At 67.0% G+C, this 18195-nt stretch carries 15 protein-coding genes; 11 read left to right on the top strand and 4 right to left on the bottom strand.

Annotation, left to right across the window (positions count from 1 at the left end; genetic code table 11):
* The first annotated feature begins 51 nt into the window (after nucleotides 1–51).
* Entirely contained in the window at nucleotides 52–327 is a 276-nt protein-coding gene (locus tag AB0M45_RS32410; RefSeq protein WP_364337020.1) for a hypothetical protein, read from the top strand.
* A 110-nt stretch (nucleotides 328–437) separates the two neighbouring features.
* Here the strand turns inward: AB0M45_RS32410 and AB0M45_RS32405 are convergent, their stop codons facing one another.
* Entirely contained in the window at nucleotides 438–644 is a 207-nt protein-coding gene (locus AB0M45_RS32405) for a hypothetical protein (protein WP_364337017.1), read from the bottom strand.
* 213 nt (nucleotides 645–857) lie between these two features.
* On the opposite strand from AB0M45_RS32405, the gene AB0M45_RS32400 reads away from it, so the two are divergent.
* The 3 genes from AB0M45_RS32400 to AB0M45_RS32390 all read left to right on the top strand — a co-directional run bounded on the left by AB0M45_RS32400 (nucleotide 858) and on the right by AB0M45_RS32390 (nucleotide 4723).
* Entirely contained in the window at nucleotides 858–1526 is a 669-nt protein-coding gene (locus AB0M45_RS32400) for a cyclase family protein (RefSeq protein ID WP_364337015.1), read from the top strand.
* Nucleotides 1527–1720: 194 nt separating this feature from the next.
* The gene (locus tag AB0M45_RS32395) at nucleotides 1721–2899 is read left to right on the top strand and encodes a DUF3089 domain-containing protein (RefSeq protein ID WP_364337013.1); all 1179 of its coding nucleotides are present in this window, start codon (nucleotides 1721–1723) and stop codon (nucleotides 2897–2899) included.
* A 387-nt stretch (nucleotides 2900–3286) separates the two neighbouring features.
* Nucleotides 3287–4723 (top strand): AarF/ABC1/UbiB kinase family protein, encoded by a 1437-nt coding sequence (locus AB0M45_RS32390; RefSeq protein WP_364337011.1) that lies wholly within the window; start codon nucleotides 3287–3289, stop codon nucleotides 4721–4723.
* An 82-nt stretch (nucleotides 4724–4805) separates the two neighbouring features.
* On the opposite strand, the gene AB0M45_RS32385 is transcribed toward AB0M45_RS32390, so the two are convergent.
* Nucleotides 4806–5384 (bottom strand): DUF2165 domain-containing protein, encoded by a 579-nt coding sequence (locus AB0M45_RS32385; protein ID WP_364337009.1) that lies wholly within the window; start codon nucleotides 5382–5384, stop codon nucleotides 4806–4808.
* 202 nt (nucleotides 5385–5586) lie between these two features.
* On the bottom strand, nucleotides 5587–6702 hold the full coding sequence (locus tag AB0M45_RS32380; protein ID WP_364337007.1) for a hypothetical protein: 1116 nt from the start codon (nucleotides 6700–6702) through the stop codon (nucleotides 5587–5589).
* A gap of 444 nt (nucleotides 6703–7146) precedes the next feature.
* Here AB0M45_RS32380 and AB0M45_RS32375 point away from each other — a divergent pair, with 444 nt between their 5' ends.
* From AB0M45_RS32375 to AB0M45_RS32355, 5 genes are all read left to right on the top strand, one after another.
* Nucleotides 7147–8163, top strand: coding sequence for an iron ABC transporter permease (locus tag AB0M45_RS32375; protein ID WP_364337005.1), 1017 nt, complete (start codon nucleotides 7147–7149; stop codon nucleotides 8161–8163).
* Nucleotides 8160–9248, top strand: a complete 1089-nt coding sequence (locus AB0M45_RS32370; RefSeq protein WP_364337003.1) for an iron ABC transporter permease — start codon at nucleotides 8160–8162, stop codon at nucleotides 9246–9248. Before AB0M45_RS32375 ends, AB0M45_RS32370 begins: the two co-directional genes overlap by 4 nt.
* Complete coding sequence (locus AB0M45_RS32365; protein WP_364337001.1) at nucleotides 9245–10171, top strand: ABC transporter ATP-binding protein; 927 nt, start codon at nucleotides 9245–9247, stop codon at nucleotides 10169–10171. Before AB0M45_RS32370 ends, AB0M45_RS32365 begins: the two co-directional genes overlap by 4 nt.
* Before the next feature lie 141 nt (nucleotides 10172–10312).
* Nucleotides 10313–11215: an iron-siderophore ABC transporter substrate-binding protein gene (locus AB0M45_RS32360; RefSeq protein WP_364337049.1), complete on the top strand. Its 903-nt coding sequence runs from the start codon at nucleotides 10313–10315 to the stop codon at nucleotides 11213–11215.
* 208 nt (nucleotides 11216–11423) lie between these two features.
* On the top strand, nucleotides 11424–12635 hold the full coding sequence (locus AB0M45_RS32355; RefSeq protein WP_364336999.1) for a nucleoside transporter C-terminal domain-containing protein: 1212 nt from the start codon (nucleotides 11424–11426) through the stop codon (nucleotides 12633–12635).
* Between the two features lie 16 nt (nucleotides 12636–12651).
* Here AB0M45_RS32355 and AB0M45_RS32350 read toward each other — a convergent pair whose 3' ends face one another.
* A complete protein-coding gene (locus AB0M45_RS32350) occupies nucleotides 12652–14598 on the bottom strand; it encodes a glycoside hydrolase family 15 protein (protein WP_364336997.1) in 1947 nt (648 codons plus the stop codon).
* A 270-nt stretch (nucleotides 14599–14868) separates the two neighbouring features.
* Between AB0M45_RS32350 and AB0M45_RS32345 the strand changes: the two genes are divergently transcribed.
* On the top strand, nucleotides 14869–17772 hold the full coding sequence (locus AB0M45_RS32345) for a UPF0182 family protein (RefSeq protein ID WP_364336995.1): 2904 nt from the start codon (nucleotides 14869–14871) through the stop codon (nucleotides 17770–17772).
* Nucleotides 17769–17918 (top strand): hypothetical protein, encoded by a 150-nt coding sequence (locus tag AB0M45_RS32340; RefSeq protein WP_364336993.1) that lies wholly within the window; start codon nucleotides 17769–17771, stop codon nucleotides 17916–17918. Before AB0M45_RS32345 ends, AB0M45_RS32340 begins: the two co-directional genes overlap by 4 nt.
* The last annotated feature ends 277 nt before the right edge of the window (nucleotides 17919–18195 follow it).

The raw sequence follows: 18195 nt of genomic DNA, 5'->3' as shown, positions 1-18195 counted from the left end.
GGCCGGTTGCCACTGGTCGGCAAATGTACGAGGTGCGTCTACGTCGACGGGATGTCGACGATGGATGACCTGCGCCGAACGGAGGTCGACGGACTGCGTGTGACCTGGGGCTTGCTTCAGCACCATCTGATCGCCATAGTCGCCGTGCACAACGAACACGACACTTCGCCAGTGGTGTCCTTCAGCCCCGGCAACTACCCGGACCTCGCGGCAGCGCGCGAACTCCATCCGGAACTGACGAGGTTGTGGGACGCGGTCCGCCGCGAATTCTGGACGAGGCTCATCCCGCCGCAGACTCAGGTGGCCAGACGGCGGGCATGGGCATAACCACGCAGCTGGTCGATGCCTTCAGCCCGCATTCGACCAAGGAAATCGGCCGCCACCCCGAGTGCCAACGCGATGACCGCGAGGGCCCGGCCCGAATGCCCGAGGGTCCTTCAGGGGACCCGCATCAGCTGCCCGGATAGGGCGAACAGACGGCGAGCGAGCTTCACGACGGGGATGCCCAGCGGAAGTAGGATGACCGTCACGCACAGCAGCGCACCGACGAGCCATAGCACGGCCGCCAGGATCCCCAGCACCGTGCCGAGCACGGCCGTGAGGATCCCCAGCACCACGCCGAGCAGGCCCTTTAATAGTCGCATGATGACCTCCTCGCTCCCAGTCTGCTCTCTTTCGGGCCGGTACGCACTTGGCGTGGAGCGACCTCGACCAGCACGTCTGCACGCCGCCGGACCTCCTGTGCTGATCCGCGAGCAGCCCAACGGTGCGCAGCCACGCCCGGCGTTCGCGGGGCATTTCCCGGCACTCTGATATCCGTGGCCGCCGCGGCGGGATCGGCCGGTACGGTGCCTAGCATGAGCAAGGCGATGGTGGAGCTGTCGCACCCGATCTCGGATGGCATGCTCACCTATCCGGACCTGCCTGGACCGCGGGTCACCACAGCGTTTCCGCGCGAGCAGTCGCCGCTGATCGACATGAACTACGACATCGCGCGCGTGGATATGGTCGGCAACACCGGGACCTACATCGACGCGCCCTCGCACTTCCACGCCGGCGGCGCCGACATCGCCGAGCTGCCGCTGGAACGGCTGTTGAACGTGCCGATCGTGATGATCCGCGTGTCGGGGATCCGGGCGGTGGGGCCGGATGTGCTCGGCGACCCGGCATGGCTGTGGGGCAAGGCGGTGCTCGTGCACACCGGATGGTCGGCACGGTGGGGTTCGTCCGCGTACTGGGGCCCCGGGCATCCGTTCCTGGTCGGCGAGGTCGCGGACGCGCTGGTCGCCGCCAATGTGGCGGTTGTCGGCATCGACTCGCTCGACATCGACGACACGTCCCTGCCGACGCGGCCGTGCCATCACACGCTGCTCGGTGCGGGAATCCCGATCATCGAGCAGCTGACGAATCTGGACGCGGTCCCCGACACCGGTGCCAGGCTGGTCGCACTGCCTGCGCCAGTGCGCGGGATGGGATCGTTCCCGCTGCGCGCGGTCGCCTGGACCGATCACGGCGCCGGCAGCTGATCAGCCGGTGATCTCCCGCATACCCGGGCCATCAAGGCATGACGGGCGTGGCGGCTGGAACCCGGTATGCTCCCGCCGCATTGATGTGTCTTTCCGAGTGCCAAGAGATTTGGCCGTCGAAGACGCCTGAACGAGCGTTCGCGGTGTGGCGCGGTCGGTGCTGATGGTCGGGCGCGGAAGCAGTGAGGTGTGTGATGCGGGACAGTCGGTGGCGGCGGACGGTCGCGGCGGTCGTGTGCGGAGCCGGGCTGTTGGCGGGGTCGTCGGTGAGCGCGGTGGCGGAACCGAGTGGTGACGTGGGCGTTGTGTGGTTGTGCAGGCCGGATCGGGCGGATGATCCGTGCCGGGGGAGCTCGGCAACAACGGTGCGGCGGGCGGGGCAGCCCGATGTGCGCGAGGAGCCAGCGCCCGCCGAGGATTCGGGGGTCGACTGCTTCTATGTGTATCCGACGGTGTCATTGGAGCCGACGCCCAACTCCGACACCGCGGTGACGCGGGAGGTGCGGGCGGTCGCCGAACAACAGGCGGCCCGGTTTTCCCAGGTGTGTCAGGTGTACGCGCCGGTGTATCGGCAGCGGACCATAATCGCGCTGGCGTCGGAACGGTCCTACACCCCAGAGCAGCGCGCCGAGATGGCACGGATCGCATATGAGGACGTGCTGCTGGCGTGGCGGCAGTTCCTCGCCGAGCGCGAGAGCGGCAGGCCGCTCGTGCTGATCGGGCATTCGCAGGGTGCGCGCATGCTGCGCGAACTGATCCGGGAGGAGATCGAACCGCAGCAGGCGGTGCGAGACCGGATCCTGTCGGCGATCCTGCTCGGCGGCAATGTGGTGGTGCCGAAGCACGGTGATGTCGGCGGTGACTTCCAGCATCTTCCGCTGTGTCGCGGCGAACGGCAGACGCGGTGCGTGCTCGCCTGGCAGACCTTCGGCGCAAACCCGCCCGCGGACAGCCGATTCGGCCGCAACCCGATGACCCCGGAGCCGCTGCCGCGGCCGTACGGCCCGGATTACGAGATCGCCTGCACCAACCCGGCCTCGCTGGACCGCAACGAATCCCGTACCGCGGCAACGGTCCTGCGCGTGAGCCCGGTGCCGAGCCCACTCGGTGCCGAGCTGGCGTTGCGCCACGGACCATCCGCCGTCGCCGCGCCGACCCCGTGGCTGATACCGGCCGAACGGTACCGGCTCCAGTGCGTACGCAGTGGCGACGCGACGGCGCTGATGGCGACGCCGGAACCGGGCAGCCCCGAGCTGTACGCCGTCCCGGATGCGACGTGGGGTCTGCATCTCACCGACGTGGAGATCGCGCTGGGCGACCTGGTTCGCATCGTGACGTCCCAGAACAGCGCCTATCGATCGGCGCACCGCTGAGCGCATTCGATCCGAGGCAGGTCTGTCCCGCGACGACCGCGCGTGCATGACGACATCCGCTCCGGCGCGGCTACTGCGGTGGACAACCCGTGGATCACCGGTCCGGACGGCTGGGTTCGCCTGGATGCGGGTCGACCTCACCATGTTTCCCGGCCGACGGATTTGGACTGCCATATGACATGTTACGGATAGGCCGGCCGTGACGGATCTGAGGGAAGGCGCGGTCGTGGTCGAGGACCTGATCGTCGACCGTGGTCGCAGGTCGGTGCTCAAAGGCGTGTCGTTCCGTGTGCCGAGCGCCGGCGAGGCGTAGGCATGAGCGAGGGAACCAATCGATACAGCCGCCACGACGGTCGTGCCGGAGTCGAGCGCCAGGGAGGCGAAAGCATGAGTGCCGACCCGCTGTCTTTCGCTACCGCGTCGCGCACCGAGCACCGTCCGCCCGCCGAGGCGTTCGCCGTCGACCGCCCCCGTCTCGACGCCTTCGGTGTGCCCGAGGCGCTTCGGATGCTCACCATTGCGCTGGTATTCGGTGTCGCCCTCACTCGCCGGGCCATAGTGGAGGCTGCCCGGTCCGTGCCCGGGATGCGTGGGCGTGCCGGCCGGCGGACGCGGCGGGCAGTGCTGGCCGAGGGCGTCGTCGACGCATTCGAACGTCTGGGGCCGATGTTCGTCAAACTCGGGCAGTTGATCGCGTCGTCGTCCGGCGCGTTTCCGCGTGAACTCTCCGATGCGTGTCTGCGCTGCCTCGACGATGTGCCGCCTTTCCCGGCCGCCGCGGCGAGGCGGATCGTCGAGCAAGACCTCGGCCGCCCGATCGGCGATATGTTCGTCGAGTTCGACGACGTGCCGCTGTCGGCGGCCTCGGTCGCGCAGGTGCACGCCTGTGTGCTCGCCGACGGACGCGAGGCTGTGGTCAAGGTGCAACGCCCGGGGATCGCGCGCCGGATGATCGTCGATCTGCGTGCGGCGCTGGTGCTGGCGAAGCTGCTCGAACGGCGATCCGAGCACGCGCGAATCGCCAACGCCGTCGGCGTGGTGCACGATCTCTACGAGGTCACCGTGGCGGAATTGAACTTCCTGATCGAGGCGGACAATCAAAGCCGCGTCCGCGCCAATCTCGGCGTGTTCGGCGACAATACGGAAGTCGTGGTTCCCGAGATCTATTGGGAGTTGTGCGGGCCGCGCTGCATCTGTATGCAGCGACTGCGTGGCGTACCGCTCGATCAGTTCGACGTCGTCGGCGAGCACGCCGATCCGGAGCTGCTGATCCGGCGGCTGGTGAAAGTGTGGTTGGAAGGCGTCATCGTCCACGGCCTGTTCCACGGCGACGTGCACGCGGGAAATCTGTGGCTGCTCGAGGACGGCAAACTGGCGATGCTGGATTTCGGCATCGTCGGCATGATGTCGCCGCCGTGGCGAGCGATGGTCCGGGCGATGTTCTACGCCAGCGCCTTCGACGGAGATTTCACCCCGGTAGCGACCACGTTGCGCGAACTGGATCTCTTCGCCGAGCAGAGCACCGACGACACCGCCATCGGCAGGCAGCTCGCCATCGTGCTCGGCCCGATCCTGTCCGGGGAGCTCGCGCGGCTGGACCTGAAGACGATCACCGCAGCGTTGCTGGATTTCGGCAAGCGGCGTGGCGTCGCCGGACCCGAACAGCTCATCCTGATGGGCAAGCAGCTCGGCTACTTCGAGCGGTACGCGGTCGCGCTGGCCCCCGGTTGGCAGCTGGGCCGCGATCTCTACCTGCTGCGCAACATCTTTCCCAGCGAGGTCGCGGCGAAGGCCGAGGAGCGCGGCATCCGACTGCCCGACTGAGCTCGCCAGGAGGCGGGGGACATCGTGGTCGGGAGAGGGAACGCCGCGGTATGAGGGTGGATCCGGTCGGCCGCCCTTCGTGCTAGCGCCGGGGCACTTCCGGTGCCGTGGGCGCGGCGTGCGGGGTGACCGATTCCGGCAGGTGTACGAGGATCAGGCCGACGGCAGCGATCAGAAAGTTCTGCAGCGCAGCAGATGACGCGTTCACCTCCTCGTTTGCCCACATGCGGAACCATTCACCGGCGACGGTGAGGAACCCGCCCGCGAACAGCAGCACGATCATGGTCCAGCCCAGGCTCGACAGTTTGACGGCCACGCCGAGCCCGGCACGAAGCCGCCGCGGCCGTCCGCTCAACACCCGGACCCACACCGCCGCGGCGGCCAGCAGAACGAAGGCGATCAGGAACTCCCAGATCACGATCAGGATGTAGGCGACGAGCGCGAGATTGCCGTTCGTGATCGCCCGCCAGTCCGTCCCCGCGTTGTGGATCGTCGATCTCATCGACAGCACAGCGGCAACCGCGTTTCGGTTGGTGTCGGTATCCACGCAGTTGGTGATCGCGACGAACAGATAGTAGAAACCGGTGATCGCGGCCAGCGTCGCTACCGCCATCCAACGGCTACCGACGATGTCGAGAACCCTTGTACCTCTGTGCCTCATATGCCCTACCTCAGGTCGACTGACATCGATATCCCGCCCTGTAGGCGTCGACGCCTCGAGTTGCGGTATGAACGACCTTGCCGCAGTAGAGATTACCGCTGGCTTGCCAGGAGAACGGGTGGTTCGGCAGTTCGCTCGGGACGCCGAGCGGCTGTAGCCGGCCAGCGGATCACAGATGTGGGGCGGCAGGATCGGGCACCCGTCAATCTCGTGCGGGGTCGGGGTGCCATGGGACATAAGGCCGCCCGTCGGCTTCGGCCGCTCGTTCGGCTGACTGGAGTTGGAACGGTGTGATGCCGCCGCTGTCCCACGGGCCGACCGATCCGGCGGCGATCGCGGCGGACGCCTTGGGTGTCAGGCCGATATCGTTGCGCACCACCGTGATGGGGCGGTCGGCGAGGTCGAACCAGTCCAGGTCGAGGAAATCGTGGCTGCCCTGGGTGAGGGCGCCACGGCGCATGGCGTCGGCGAGGCGGGTGGCCATGCCCGCGGTGCGGAGGTGGCCCTCGTTGGCCTCGAACAGACCGGCGCCGGCGTGGAGATAGCCGGTTTCGAAGAGGGAGACCACCATGGCGAGAAGGCTGAAGGCACGCGGGTCGTCGTTGGCGCGGGCCATGAACGCGAAGACCTCGATCTCGTTTTCCAAGGTGGTGCCGTATCCGGCAAGCACATGCACCCAATCGTGCTGGGCCAGCAGCGGCGGCGCCGAACCGGGCAGGCCGGGGGTGACGGAGCCGCGATCGCGGTAGAAGTCGGCGACGCCTCGGCCGAGGGTGCCCAGCGGCAGGTCGCGCAGCGACGCCCAATGCGCGGCGAGCGCCGGATCGTCGCTGACCTGGCCCCACGAACTGTCCAGGGTCTCGGTGTGCAGTGCACTGAGCCTGCGTGGTTCGAGGCCGCCGAGGTATCCGTTGCGCGCGAAATCGACCGCCGCGAGATCGATAGCACCCTCGGCGTACTTCTGTGCCACCGCGATCATGTCGTCATCGACGTCCAATGCGTCGGCGAACTCCCGCAACTGGGTCGCGACGAGCGGCGGCAGCGGCCGCACCACCAGCGCGGCCAGCAGCATCGTCTGCACAATCCGGGCACGGAAGATCCGGTTGCGCCGGGCCAGTTGGACGGCGAATTCAGGTGCGGTGATGGGCTCCAGCGTTGCCAACTCGACCCGGTGGCCGGTCATGGACAGGAACAGCGCCGGAATCAGCAACTGCTGCAACGGTGTCGGACCGCCCTCGCCCTGCGCGGCCGTGACCACACCGCGCGCCAGCAGCCGCGCCTCGTCCGCGTCTGGCGGGGCCAGCAGCACATCGTCCATCCGGTTCACCCTCCGGCACTTCGAGGATCGGTTGCCGTGACTCATTATCACTGCGCATGCGCTTCAACACGTACTCGTTTCGCCCTCGGCGTAGCGTCCCTCGAGAACATCAATCCGCGAAGCGGCGTCGCTGCCGCCGGCTCGTCTTCGCTCAGGATGCCGCGCACGCCGGTCAATGAATTGCAGCACCCGAAGTGCAGCGCCATCCACGCTATGAGTGGACCGTGCGCGCGCCGCGCTGCCATCGCCCCGAGACCTGGAGCTCTCCCTGATCAATTCGAAGAAACCGACGGGAAGGAAGAAGCGGCGCGGAAAACCGAGCGACAGCCTAGAGTCGCTATGCGCACATAGCAATCCGTGCGGCCGGTAGCGCCTGGTCGGCAGCTGCTGGGAAGTCGGTCCTGTTTGACAGATTTAGGGCTGGCTAACTTAAGCTCACGTCTCGTGACCTCGACTGATACGACCCGTACCGCCTCGATGTGGCGCCACGTACCGGCGCTGTGCATCGGGTTGGCGGCGTTACTGCTGTGTGTCGTGCTCAGTCTGGCGCTCGGTGCCCGTTCGGTGCCCGTACCTACGGTCGTCGAGGCTTTGCTCGGTATGGGGCATGACCGCGACGCGCTGGTGATCACCGGTCTGCGGGTGCCGCGGACGCTGATCGGCTTGGCGGTCGGTGCCGCGCTCGGACTTGCCGGCGCGGTTGTGCAGGGAATTACCCGCAACCCGCTGGCCGCCCCGACCACCCTGGGTATCAATGCCGGTGCCGGACTCGCCGTCGTCACCGCTATCTACGCGTTGCGTCTGTCACATCCGGTGCAGTACGTGGGATTCGCCTTCGCCGGTGCGGCCGCCGCGGCGATGTTCAGCCTGGCGCTGGGGCGGCGGGCCGGTGACCTGGATCCGGTGCGTCTCGTCCTCGGTGGCACTGTGCTGCAGCTGGTTCTGGTCTCGTGGACGTCGGCGGTGCTGCTGTTCAGTGAGCGAACACTGGACGAGGCCCGGTTCTGGTTGGCCGGTTCGATCGCGGGACGAGATCTCGATGTGCTGGTACCGATGCTGCCGACATTGGCCATCGGCGCGGTCGTCGGTCTCGCGATCGGTCCCGCGCTGAACACTCTTGCGCTCGGCGATGACTCGGCACAGGCCCTCGGTGTGCCGGTGGCGCGCATTCGATTCGCGGGAATGGCGGCGGTCGTGCTGCTCGCCGGATCGGCGGTCGCGGTCGCGGGGCCGATCGCGTTCATCGGCTTGGCCGCACCGCATCTGGTGCGTCTGCTGATCGGTGGTGACCACCGGCTGGTGATCCCCGGATGTCTGCTCGCCGGTCCGCTGTTGCTGCTGTCGGCCGATATCGTGGGCCGGCTCATCGCGCGGCCGTCGGAAGTGGAGGCCGGTATCGTCACGGCATTCCTCGGCGCAGCCCTTCTGGCCGTGCTCGCTCGGCGGACGGAGCGTCGATGAGCAACCAGGTCTCGGTACGGCAGGACGAGGCGGATCGGCGCGATGTTCGCAAGATCCTCTCCGGCGGCATGATCCGATCGGTCACCGCTGCGCGCCGCCGCCGTGTCGTGTCGATCGGCGTCGGGTGTGGTGGGGTAGCGGTGACCCTGCTGCTGGTCGCGCTTTCCTCCGGGGAGGTGGACATGCCGGCGGCGACGGCGATTCGCGCCGCACTCGGCTTCGGCGACGCCGGAGACGTCTACATCGTCCAGCAGTTCCGGGCGCCGCGAGTGGTCGCCGGACTGATCGCCGGGGCGGGGCTGGCCATGGCCGGAGCCGTGCTGCAGCGACTCTTCCGCAACCCCTTGGCCTCGCCGGACGTCATGGGTGTCACGGGTGGTGCCTCGCTCGGCGCGGTTGTCGTGCTCGCCGCCGGCGCCGCGCAGACGCTCATTCCGTTCGGTGCGCTCGCCGGCGGCCTGTTCGCGGCGGTGCTGCTCGGTGTACTCGGCCGCGCCGGGCTGCCGGTCAACCGTCTCGTGCTGGTGGGGCTCGCCGTGCAGGCCGGGCTGGCGGCCGCGGTGAACCTCATCGTGGTGCGTTTCCCGAAAGAGCTGGCGGGATCGGCGATGCAGTGGACGGCGGGCTCCCTCTACGGCCGCACCTGGACCGAAGTGCAGGGCGCCGTGACCGCCTCCGTGGTGGTCCTGGCGACGCTGTTCGTGCAGTACCGGACGCTGGCGGTGCTCGATCTAGGCGACGAATCGGCGGGCACGCTCGGTATCGCCGTTTCCTCTGCGCGACTGCGGCTACTGATCACCACCGTCGCGTTGGCCGCGCTCGCCGCGGCGCTGACCGGCCCGATCGCCTTCGTGGCCTTGGCGGTGCCGCAGCTGGTGCGCATGGTCGCGGGCCCGCCCACCGCCGCCACCCTGGCCGTCACCGGCCTCCTCGGCGGGACGCTGCTGGTCGGCTGCGACCTGGTCGCCCAGCATCTGCTGCCCGTCGCGGTGCCGGTCGGCGTCGTCACCGCCACGGTCGGCGCGCCGTGGCTGCTGATTCTCCTGCTGCGTGAGGGCAGCCCGGCCCATCGGAGGACCACATGAGCGAAGGAAATACCGTCGTGACGGGTGTCGTTGCGGACGAGCGTCGGCCAGGCGCGGCCGCGAACGTGCTCGCCACCCATGATCTCGCGCTGCGCTACGGGGATCGCGGCGTGATCGAGGGGCTGGATCTGGAGTTGCCCGGCGGTGCGGTCACCGCGATCGTCGGACCGAACGCCTGCGGCAAATCGACTCTGCTGCGCGGACTCTCGCGGCTGCTGCGTCCTTCCGGCGGAACCGTCACCCTGGATGGTGCGGAAATCCATCGCATGTCGGCGCGCGCTCTGGCGCTGCGGCTCGGTCTGCTGCCGCAGCAGCCGATCACCCCGGAGGCGATCACGGTGGAGGCGCTGGTGCGGCTGGGTCGCTATCCGCATCAGCGCATGCTGAGCCCGTGGTCGGCCGCGGACCAAGCGGCGGTGGAGAATGCGTTGCGCCGCACCGGAACCGATGTGCTGCGTGACGAGCCGGTCGACCGGCTGTCCGGTGGGCAGCGGCAGCGGGCCTGGATCGCCCTGGCGCTGGCACAGGAAACCGAATTGCTGCTGCTGGACGAGCCGACCACCTTCCTGGACCTGCGTCATCAGCTCGACGTGCTCGATCTGGTCGCCGAACTGCACAGTGCGGCGGGCCGCACCGTCGTCATGGTGTTGCACGACCTCGGGCAGGCCGCCCGCTACGCCGACCACCTGGTCGTGCTGCACGATGGCCGGTTGGCCGCCGCGGGAGCGCCGGCCGAGGTGCTGGACGCCGATCTGGTCCGAGCGGTATTCGGCGTCGACTGCCGAGTGATCCCCGATCCCGAGACCGGCACCCCGCTGGTCGTGCCCAAAAGCCGAGCCGCGCGACACCACGGTGCCCAGTCGGCATCCACCACCCTCCGGGGTACGACACCCGAGGGCCACACTGTCACCCCGCTGGGGTGACGGGCGCACCGCCGAGAGACGAGGATCATCATGTCCATCCGACAATGCTGCCTACGCCGAGCAGGTCGCGTCACAGTTGCGCTGTTCGCGGCCGCGATCGGTATGTCCGGCCTGAGCGGGTGTGGAACCGGCTCCACCACAATGGATTCGGTGGCATCACCCGCCGACCCAGCGAGTTTCCCGCGCACCGTCGACACCGTGATGGGGCAGGTGACGATCCCCCGGGTACCGCGGCGTGTGGTGGTGCTCGATACGGCCGAACTCGACTCGGTGACCCTGCTCGGCGTCAAGCCGCTCGGGGCAGTGGTGCCGCACACGAAAACTCGTGGCGGATTTCCGGACTACCTGGCCGGCAAAGTCGACGGAGTGATCGATGTCGGCCCGCTGCAAGAGCCGAATCTGGAACGCATCGCCTCGCTGAAACCGGATCTGATCCTGTCGTCGAAGATCCGCCACGAAAAGATCTACGACAAGCTTTCCGGCATAGCGCCCACCGTGTTCACCGAAACCGTCGGCGGCCCGTGGAAGGCCAATCTCGCGTTGCACGGCACGGCGCTCGGCCTGGAAACGCAGGCCACCGAGGCGCTGAAACAGTACGAGGACCGCGCTCGCGCGCTCGGCGCCGACATCAAGGCCGGGCACAACGGCAGCCTGCCCACCGTCTCGGTGGTCCGCTTCCTCGCCGGACCGACCCGGCTGTACCAGAGCAACTCCTTCAGCGGGGTGGTGCTCGCCGATATCGGATTGCCGCGCCCGGCGTCACAGATCTCGAACGATCCGAAGAAGATCATGAAGGAGGTGAGCCCGGAGCAGATCGATCAGGCCGACGCGGAGCTCATCTTCGTCGCCACCATCGACGATCCGGGCAAGACCCAGAAGAACGCCGTCACCACCAGCCCGGTATGGCGCGATCTGCCCGCGGTGAAGAACGGAAAGGTCATCGAGGTCCCCGACGAGACGTGGATGTCCGGCATCGGCGTGCAAGCCGCCGACCGGATGCTCGCGGACGTTGCCGAGGCGACCGGCACGCAACCATCACGGTGATCTCGCCGCGGGCGGGATGCTGAGACGTCCCGCCCGCACGAATCTGATTGCCGGACAACGCGTCTCGGCCACATTCCCGGAGCGGGCATCGCACGCGAAGTACCGGCGCGGGCTCGGCCGGGCTTCTCAACCGTGGGTAGACCCCACTATGGACCGACATGAGAGGTGCTCCCAAAAGCTGTTGTGCGGCATGGCTTGTGAGGTGCGCGTGCATTATCTGATCGGGGTCGCGGGGCTGGCGTGTTTCCTGCTGCTGGCATGGTTGCCCAGTACCGACCGACGGGCCGCCGGCGGTAGGCTGCCGCGGATCGCGGTCCTGCTGATGGTCCAAATCGCGCTCGGCTTCCTGCTGCTGAAAACCGGGATAGGGCGCACCGTGATCCGCGCGGTCAGCGACACTTTTGCCCACATACTCGGCTACGCCGCCCAGGGCACGGCGTTCGTGTTCGGCGATCTGCCCACCACTGGCGGCAGCGGGCCGGCGTTCCTGTTCGCGGTCCTGATGCCGATCGTGTTCGTCTCCGCCCTGATCGGCATCCTGCAGCACGTGCGGGTGCTGCCGCTGATCATCAAATACCTCGGCCTCCTGCTGTCGTGGGTGAGCGGCTTCGGCAAGATCGAATCGTTCAATGCGGTCGCGGCCGCCATCCTCGGTCAGTCCGAGGTGTTCATCTCGCTGCGCGCCATGCTGGACGACATACCGCCGCAGCGGATGTACACCCTGGCCGCATCGGCGATGTCGACGGTCTCGGCATCCGTCCTCGGCGCCTACATGCAGCTCATCGACCCGAAGTACGTGATCGCGGGAATCATGCTCAACATGCTCGGCGCGTTCGTCGTGTGCTCGCTGATCAATCCCTACCCGGTCACCGCCGCCGACGATGCCGAGCTGCTCGGCGAGGAAATCGCGGACAGCCGCAAGCCGCAATCGTTCTTCGAGATGCTCACCGACTACATCCTGGTCGGTTTCAAGGTCGCCTTCACCGTCGCGGCCATGCTGATCGGATTCATCGCCCTGCTGGCCATGATCAACGGAATCTTTGCCGCCCTGTTCCACGGCACCACGTTCCAGGATGTGATGGGGCACGTCTTCGCCCCACTGGCCTGGCTGACCGGCGTGCCGTGGCAGGAGGCGGCGGCCGCCGGCCGATTCATGGGCACCAAACTGGTGTCCAACGAGGTAGTCGCCATGCAGGAACTGAGCAGACAACACGCCGGACTGTCCGACCGTACCGTCGCGATCGTGTCCACCTACCTGGTGTCGTTCGCGAACTTCTCCACCATCGCCATCGTCACCGGCGCGGTCCGCAGCCTCAGCGAAAAACAGGGCACCGTCATCGCCCGCAATGGACTCCGCCTGCTCTACGGCGCCACCCTGGTCAGCTTCCTGTCCGCCACCATCGTCGGTCTCCTGAGCTAGACGCGAAAGCCGAGGATCAGTGGTGGATGTATCCCACCGTGAATGGCGCATCGCCCAGTCGTGGGGCGATCGATTCTCCGCCTAGTGCTTGCCGCAGTACGGCTTGTTCGTCCTGGATGACGTGCATCACGGCATTGATCAGGGCGAGGTGGGTGAACGCCTGGGGGTAGTTGCCCCAGTGCCTGCCGGTGTGGGGGTCGATCTCCTCGGCGTAGAGGCCGAGGGGGCTGGCGTAGCCGAGTAGTTTCTCGCACAGCTGCTTGGCTCGTTTCTTTTCGCCGATCTCCGACAGTGCCGAGACCAACCAGAACGAGCAGATCGTGAAAGCGCCTTCTTCCCCGGCGCATCCGTCGTCGGTCTCATCGACGTGGTATCGCAGGACGAGGCCGTCTTCGGTCAGTTCGTCGGCGATGGCCAACACCGTGTTGCGTACCCGCTCGTCGTCGGGAGGCAGGAAGCGAACCAGCGGGATGAGCAAGGTCGAAGCGTCCAGCGCCGTACTGCCGTAGTACTGGGTGAACACCTGCCGGGAGTCGACGGCGTGCGTGCATATGTCGGCGTGGATTTCGTCGGCGGCTTGCTGCCAGCGATGTGCGCGTTCGAAGTCCTGGTGGATGCGGGCCAGCCGGGCGCCGCGATCGGCGGCAACCCAGCACATCACCTTGCTGGAGGTGAAGTGTTGCGGCTTCCCGCGAACCTCCCAGATGCCATGGTCGGGCTCGCGCCAGTAGGTGAGGGCGCTTTTGACCGCCCGGCCGAGCAACGGCCAGGCCCGTGCATCGATTTGATCTTGGTGTCGGGCATAGAGATAGACCGAATCCAGCGCCGCGCCCCACACGTCATGCTGACGTTGCCGGTATGCGTCGTTGCCGATACGCACGGGGCCGGCATTGTCGTAGCCGCGCAGGTGGGTGAGGGTCTGCTCGGTGAGGTCGGTTTCCCCGCCGATGCCGTACACGATCTGCATGTCCCGGACTTCTTCGGTCAAGCTGAGGATGTAGGAGAAGAAGTCGTTCGCCTCCCAGCTGAAGCCGAGGGTGTACAGGCCCCACAGTGCGAAGGCGGAGTCGCGGACCCATGAGTAGCGGTAGTCCCAGTTGCGTTGTCCGCCTGGGGTTTCGGGCAAAGACGTAGTCGCGGCGGCCGCGATGGCGCCGGTGGGTGCGAAAGTCAGGCCTTTGAGGGTCAGTGCGCTGCGGGTGAGCTGGGTTGTCCACGGATGGTCCGGAAAACGCCCACCGGCCAGCCAGTGCCGCCAATGGTGGATCGTTCGCAGCAGTCGTTCGTCGGCCTCGTCAACGGCACTGGGAAGCTCGCGACTTCCCCAGGAGAGCGCGCAGAAGCGTGTGTCGCCCGCCTTCAGCAGGGTGCGGGCGACCGCGTGCGTCCCTTCCAGCCCCAGGCGCATGTCGGTGCTCAACGTCAGCCGCAGATCGACCCCGTCCGCGCTGGCCTGCGCCAGGTGGTAACTGTCGAGGTACTCCCAACGAGCGCGATGCCTGCCGTAGTCGAAGGCGGGCTGACAGTCCAGCCCGAACTGGATCTGTCCGGTCTCACAGTGCACCGTCCGGAGCAGAATGTGCTCGGCGTCGTAGTCGGTGGGGGTCCGGCGATGGGCGCTACGGCCGGGTGTCTGGTGCCGCCAGGGCCCGACGAGCAGCACATCGCGCACCGTCGCCCATCCTTCGCCGCTGCGCCAGGTCGTCTCCATGACCATGGTGCCCGGGACGTAGCGGCGGTCGGTCGGCACCATGAAGTCGGCCGGGGCGAACCGGAACGAGCCGGCGGAACGATCCAGGATGGCGGCGAAGACACTGGGCGAGTCCATGCGGGGCAGACACATCCACTCGATGGCTCCGTTGGGAGCTATCAGGGCAGTGACCTCGCAGTCGGAGACGAAACCGTAGTCGTCGATAGGCGGGAACGCCGTGAGCCGCGGTGTGCGTTCGATCTCGTCGTCCATGTGCTGCTCCATCGTCGTCTCGGCGCTGACTCTGGCTGGTTATTCCACGCGATCGCCTGGTGAACCGCCTTCTCTCGACCAGACTGCGAGCTGGGTGGGGGGACGTGCGTGATTCGGCGTTTCCCAAAGCCCATCACTTCGCCTGTCGAATCAGCAACCCCTGCATGCGCTACGGCCGGGCACGGTCTCGCGGCTGCCTCGGTAGTATCGGGCTGAGTGGTCCACGTCAGCCGTACACCATTCGGCTCGGCGCAGCCACAGGAGTGGGAGATGAGCGCACGCGACGGTCCCGGCCTGCGGCGGCTGCATCGCAGCACTCGGGTGCTGGTGGTCGCCGCCACGGTGTTCGTCGTGTCGCTGCTGATCGTTCCCCGCCTGGTCAGTGCGTATGTCAGTTGGCTGTGGTTCGGTGAAGTCGGATTCCGCGGTGTCTGGGGCACGGTGCTGGTCACACGTCTGTCGCTGTTCATCGTGGTCGCGTTGTTCATCGGTGGCGTCTTGTTCACGGCGATGTGGCTCGCGTTCGGATTCCGTCCCGTGTTCGTGCCCGATTCCGGGGAAGAAGACAGCTTCCGGCCGTATCGGGCGATGGTGCGGCAGTGGCCGCTGCGGTTCGGGTTGGGCATCGCGGCGTCCCTCGGCCTCATCTGCGGCCTGATCGGGCAGTCCAGTTGGATGACTGTCCAGCTGTTCCTGCACGGCGGGTCCTTCGGAGTGTCGGACCCGGAGTTCGGACACGACATCGGGTTCTTCGTCTTCGATCTGCCCTTCTACCGACTTGTCGTGAACTGGCTGTTCGTCGCCGCGGTCCTCGCGTTCCTGGCCAGTCTCGCGACGCACTATCTGTTCGGAGGTCTGCGGCTGTCCGGAAGCTCGGCCGGTCTGACCCACGCGGCCCGCATCCAGCTCGCGGTGCTCGCCGGCACATTCATCGCCGTGAAGGCAGCCGCCTACTGGCTCGATCGATACTCGCTGCTCTCCAGCCGCCGCAAGGAACCCACCTTCGCCGGCGCCGGCTACACCGACATCAACGCGGTGCTTCCGGCCCGGCTCATTCTCTTCGCGATCGCGGTGATCTGCGCCGCGGCGGTCTTCGCCGCCGTCGTCGTCCGGGACCTCCGTATCCCCGCGATGGCCGCCGCGCTACTGCTGTTGTCCTCGATCCTGGTAGGGGCCGTCTGGCCGCTGGCCGTCGAGCAGTTCTCGGTCCGCCCGAACGCCGCCGACATGGAACGCGCCTATATCGAACGCAACATCGCGGCGACCCGACAGGCGTACGGGATCGGCAACGACCGGGTCGAATACCAGGCCTACTCCGGGGTCGGTGCCAAGCGCCCGTCCGACGTACCGGCGGATGTGACCACGATCGCCAACGCCCGCCTGCTCGATCCGAACGCGCTCTCGCGAACGTTCACCCAGCAGCAACAGCTGAAGAACTTCTACAGCTTCCCAGCGCATCTGGACCTGGATCGTTACCGCATCGGTGGGGAACAGCGCGACTACGTGGTCGCGGCCCGCGAGCTGACCCCCAGCGCCCTGAGCGGCAACCAGCGCCACTGGGTCAATCGGCACACCGTCTACACCCATGGAAACGGGTTCGTCGCCGCACCGGCCAACCGCGTGAACGCGGCGGTCCGCGATGCCGCGGGCGATGCCGCCAGCAGCAACAGCGGATACCCGATCTACACGGTGAGCGACATCGCCTCCCAAGCATCCGGGCAGCAAGTGATACCGGTGAATCAGCCTCGTGTCTATTACGGCGAAGTGATCGCCCACGCCAGCCCGGACTACGCGATCGTCGGTGGCGGCACCGAACCGCGCGAGTACGACACCGACACCACCAAGTACACCTACACCGGCGCCGGCGGCGTCCCGATCGGCAACTGGCTCAACCGTCTCGCCTTCGCGACCACCTATACCGAGCGCAACATCATCTTCTCGAAGGCGATCGGTCCCGAATCGAAGATCATCTTCAATCGGGACCCGCGCCATCGCGTCGAACTCGTCGCGCCGTGGTTGACGACCGACCACAATCCCTACCCGGCGGTCGTGGGCGGCCGGATCGTGTGGATCGTCGACGCATACACGACAATCGACGGCTATCCGTACGCCAAGCGCAGCTCACTCGGAGCCCAGGAGCCGGACAGCGATGCCCCCCTGGCTCGGCAGATCTCCTACGTGCGGAATTCGATCAAGGCCACCGTCGACGCCTATGACGGCACGGTCACCCTCTACCAGGTCGACCGGCAGGACCCGGTCCTGGCGGCGTGGATGAAGGTCTTCCCGGGCACGGTCGAACCCGAGGAGTCGGTCAGCGCGGAACTGCGGGCCCATTTCCGTTACCCGGAGGACCTGTTCACCGTCCAGCGGGAGATGCTCGCCAGATACCATGTGGATGAACCGCGAGAGTTCTTCACTACCAACGCTTTCTGGTCCGTGCCCAGCGATCCGACCGTCGAGACCAACCCGCACCAGCCGCCGTTCTACGTCCTGCTCGGCGACCAGTCCACCGCTCAGCCGTCGTTCCGGCTGGCCAGCGCGATGGTCGGATACAACAGGGAATTTCTGTCCGCCTACGTCTCCGCCCATTCCGACCCCGAGAACTACGGCAAGATCAGCGTCCTGCAGCTGCCCACCGACACCCTCACCCAGGGTCCACAGCAGATCCAGAACTCGATGATCTCCGATACCAGAGTGGCGTCCGAGCGGACTCTGCTCGAGCGTTCGAACCGGATCCAGTACGGCAACCTGCTCACCCTGCCGATCGCCGACGGCGGTGTGCTCTACGTCGAGCCGCTGTTCACCGAGCGGATTTCCACCACACCGAATGGATCGACTTTCCCGCAGCTGGCGCGGGTACTCGTCAGCTACCGTGAACCCGGCACCGGTGGCGTCCGGGTCGGGTATGCCCCGACCCTCGCCGAGGCGCTCGACCAAGTGTTCGGTCCCGGTACCGGCCAGCTCGCCACCGCGCCGGGCACCGGACCCTCCGCCCCTCCGGCACCGGGCCAGCAGCCCCCATCGCCGCCACCGGCAGCGCTTCCACCGGCGCAGTCCCCGCCGTCTGTGGATCAGGCGAAGATCGCCGAACTCAACGCGCAGATCGATGCCATTCGCGCGGCCTTGGACCGTCTCCAACAGGAGTTGGAGGACCTGGAACGCTCGGGTCGATGACGATTCCGTCACCCGCCGGCAAGCGGGCGTTCGACCGTCACCATGAGTTGTGCGGCCCGGCGCACGCGGGACCCGTGGTGCCCGAGTCCGGGGCCATGCCGGGCACGGAACCCGGCGAGAAGCCGATCGGCCAGCCGTTGCGTTGAGATGTCGTTGGTCACATGCATTGTTCGTCGCGCGCCGGAACGGGTACTCAGGGGGTCCCTTCCTGAGTTGGGTGGGCGGACGGGATCGTCGTTCGCTATATTTCGACAGCACGCTCGGGTCATGGGTTCACGCATTGGAAGCATCGCTTCTGGCTCCATAGCCAGGGCGAACAATGGTCAATCCAGAGAGTGAACCTGCCGCCGTATGACCCCGTTACGTCGTTCCGCACGTCGCGTCCATCATTCACGAGCACGGAGTGTGCTGTTTCCCCAGTTG

The organism is Nocardia sp. NPDC051787 (assembly GCF_040681325.1).
Lineage (GTDB): Bacteria > Actinomycetota > Actinomycetes > Mycobacteriales > Mycobacteriaceae > Nocardia.
This window is presented reverse-complemented; position numbering and strand designations above follow the sequence as displayed.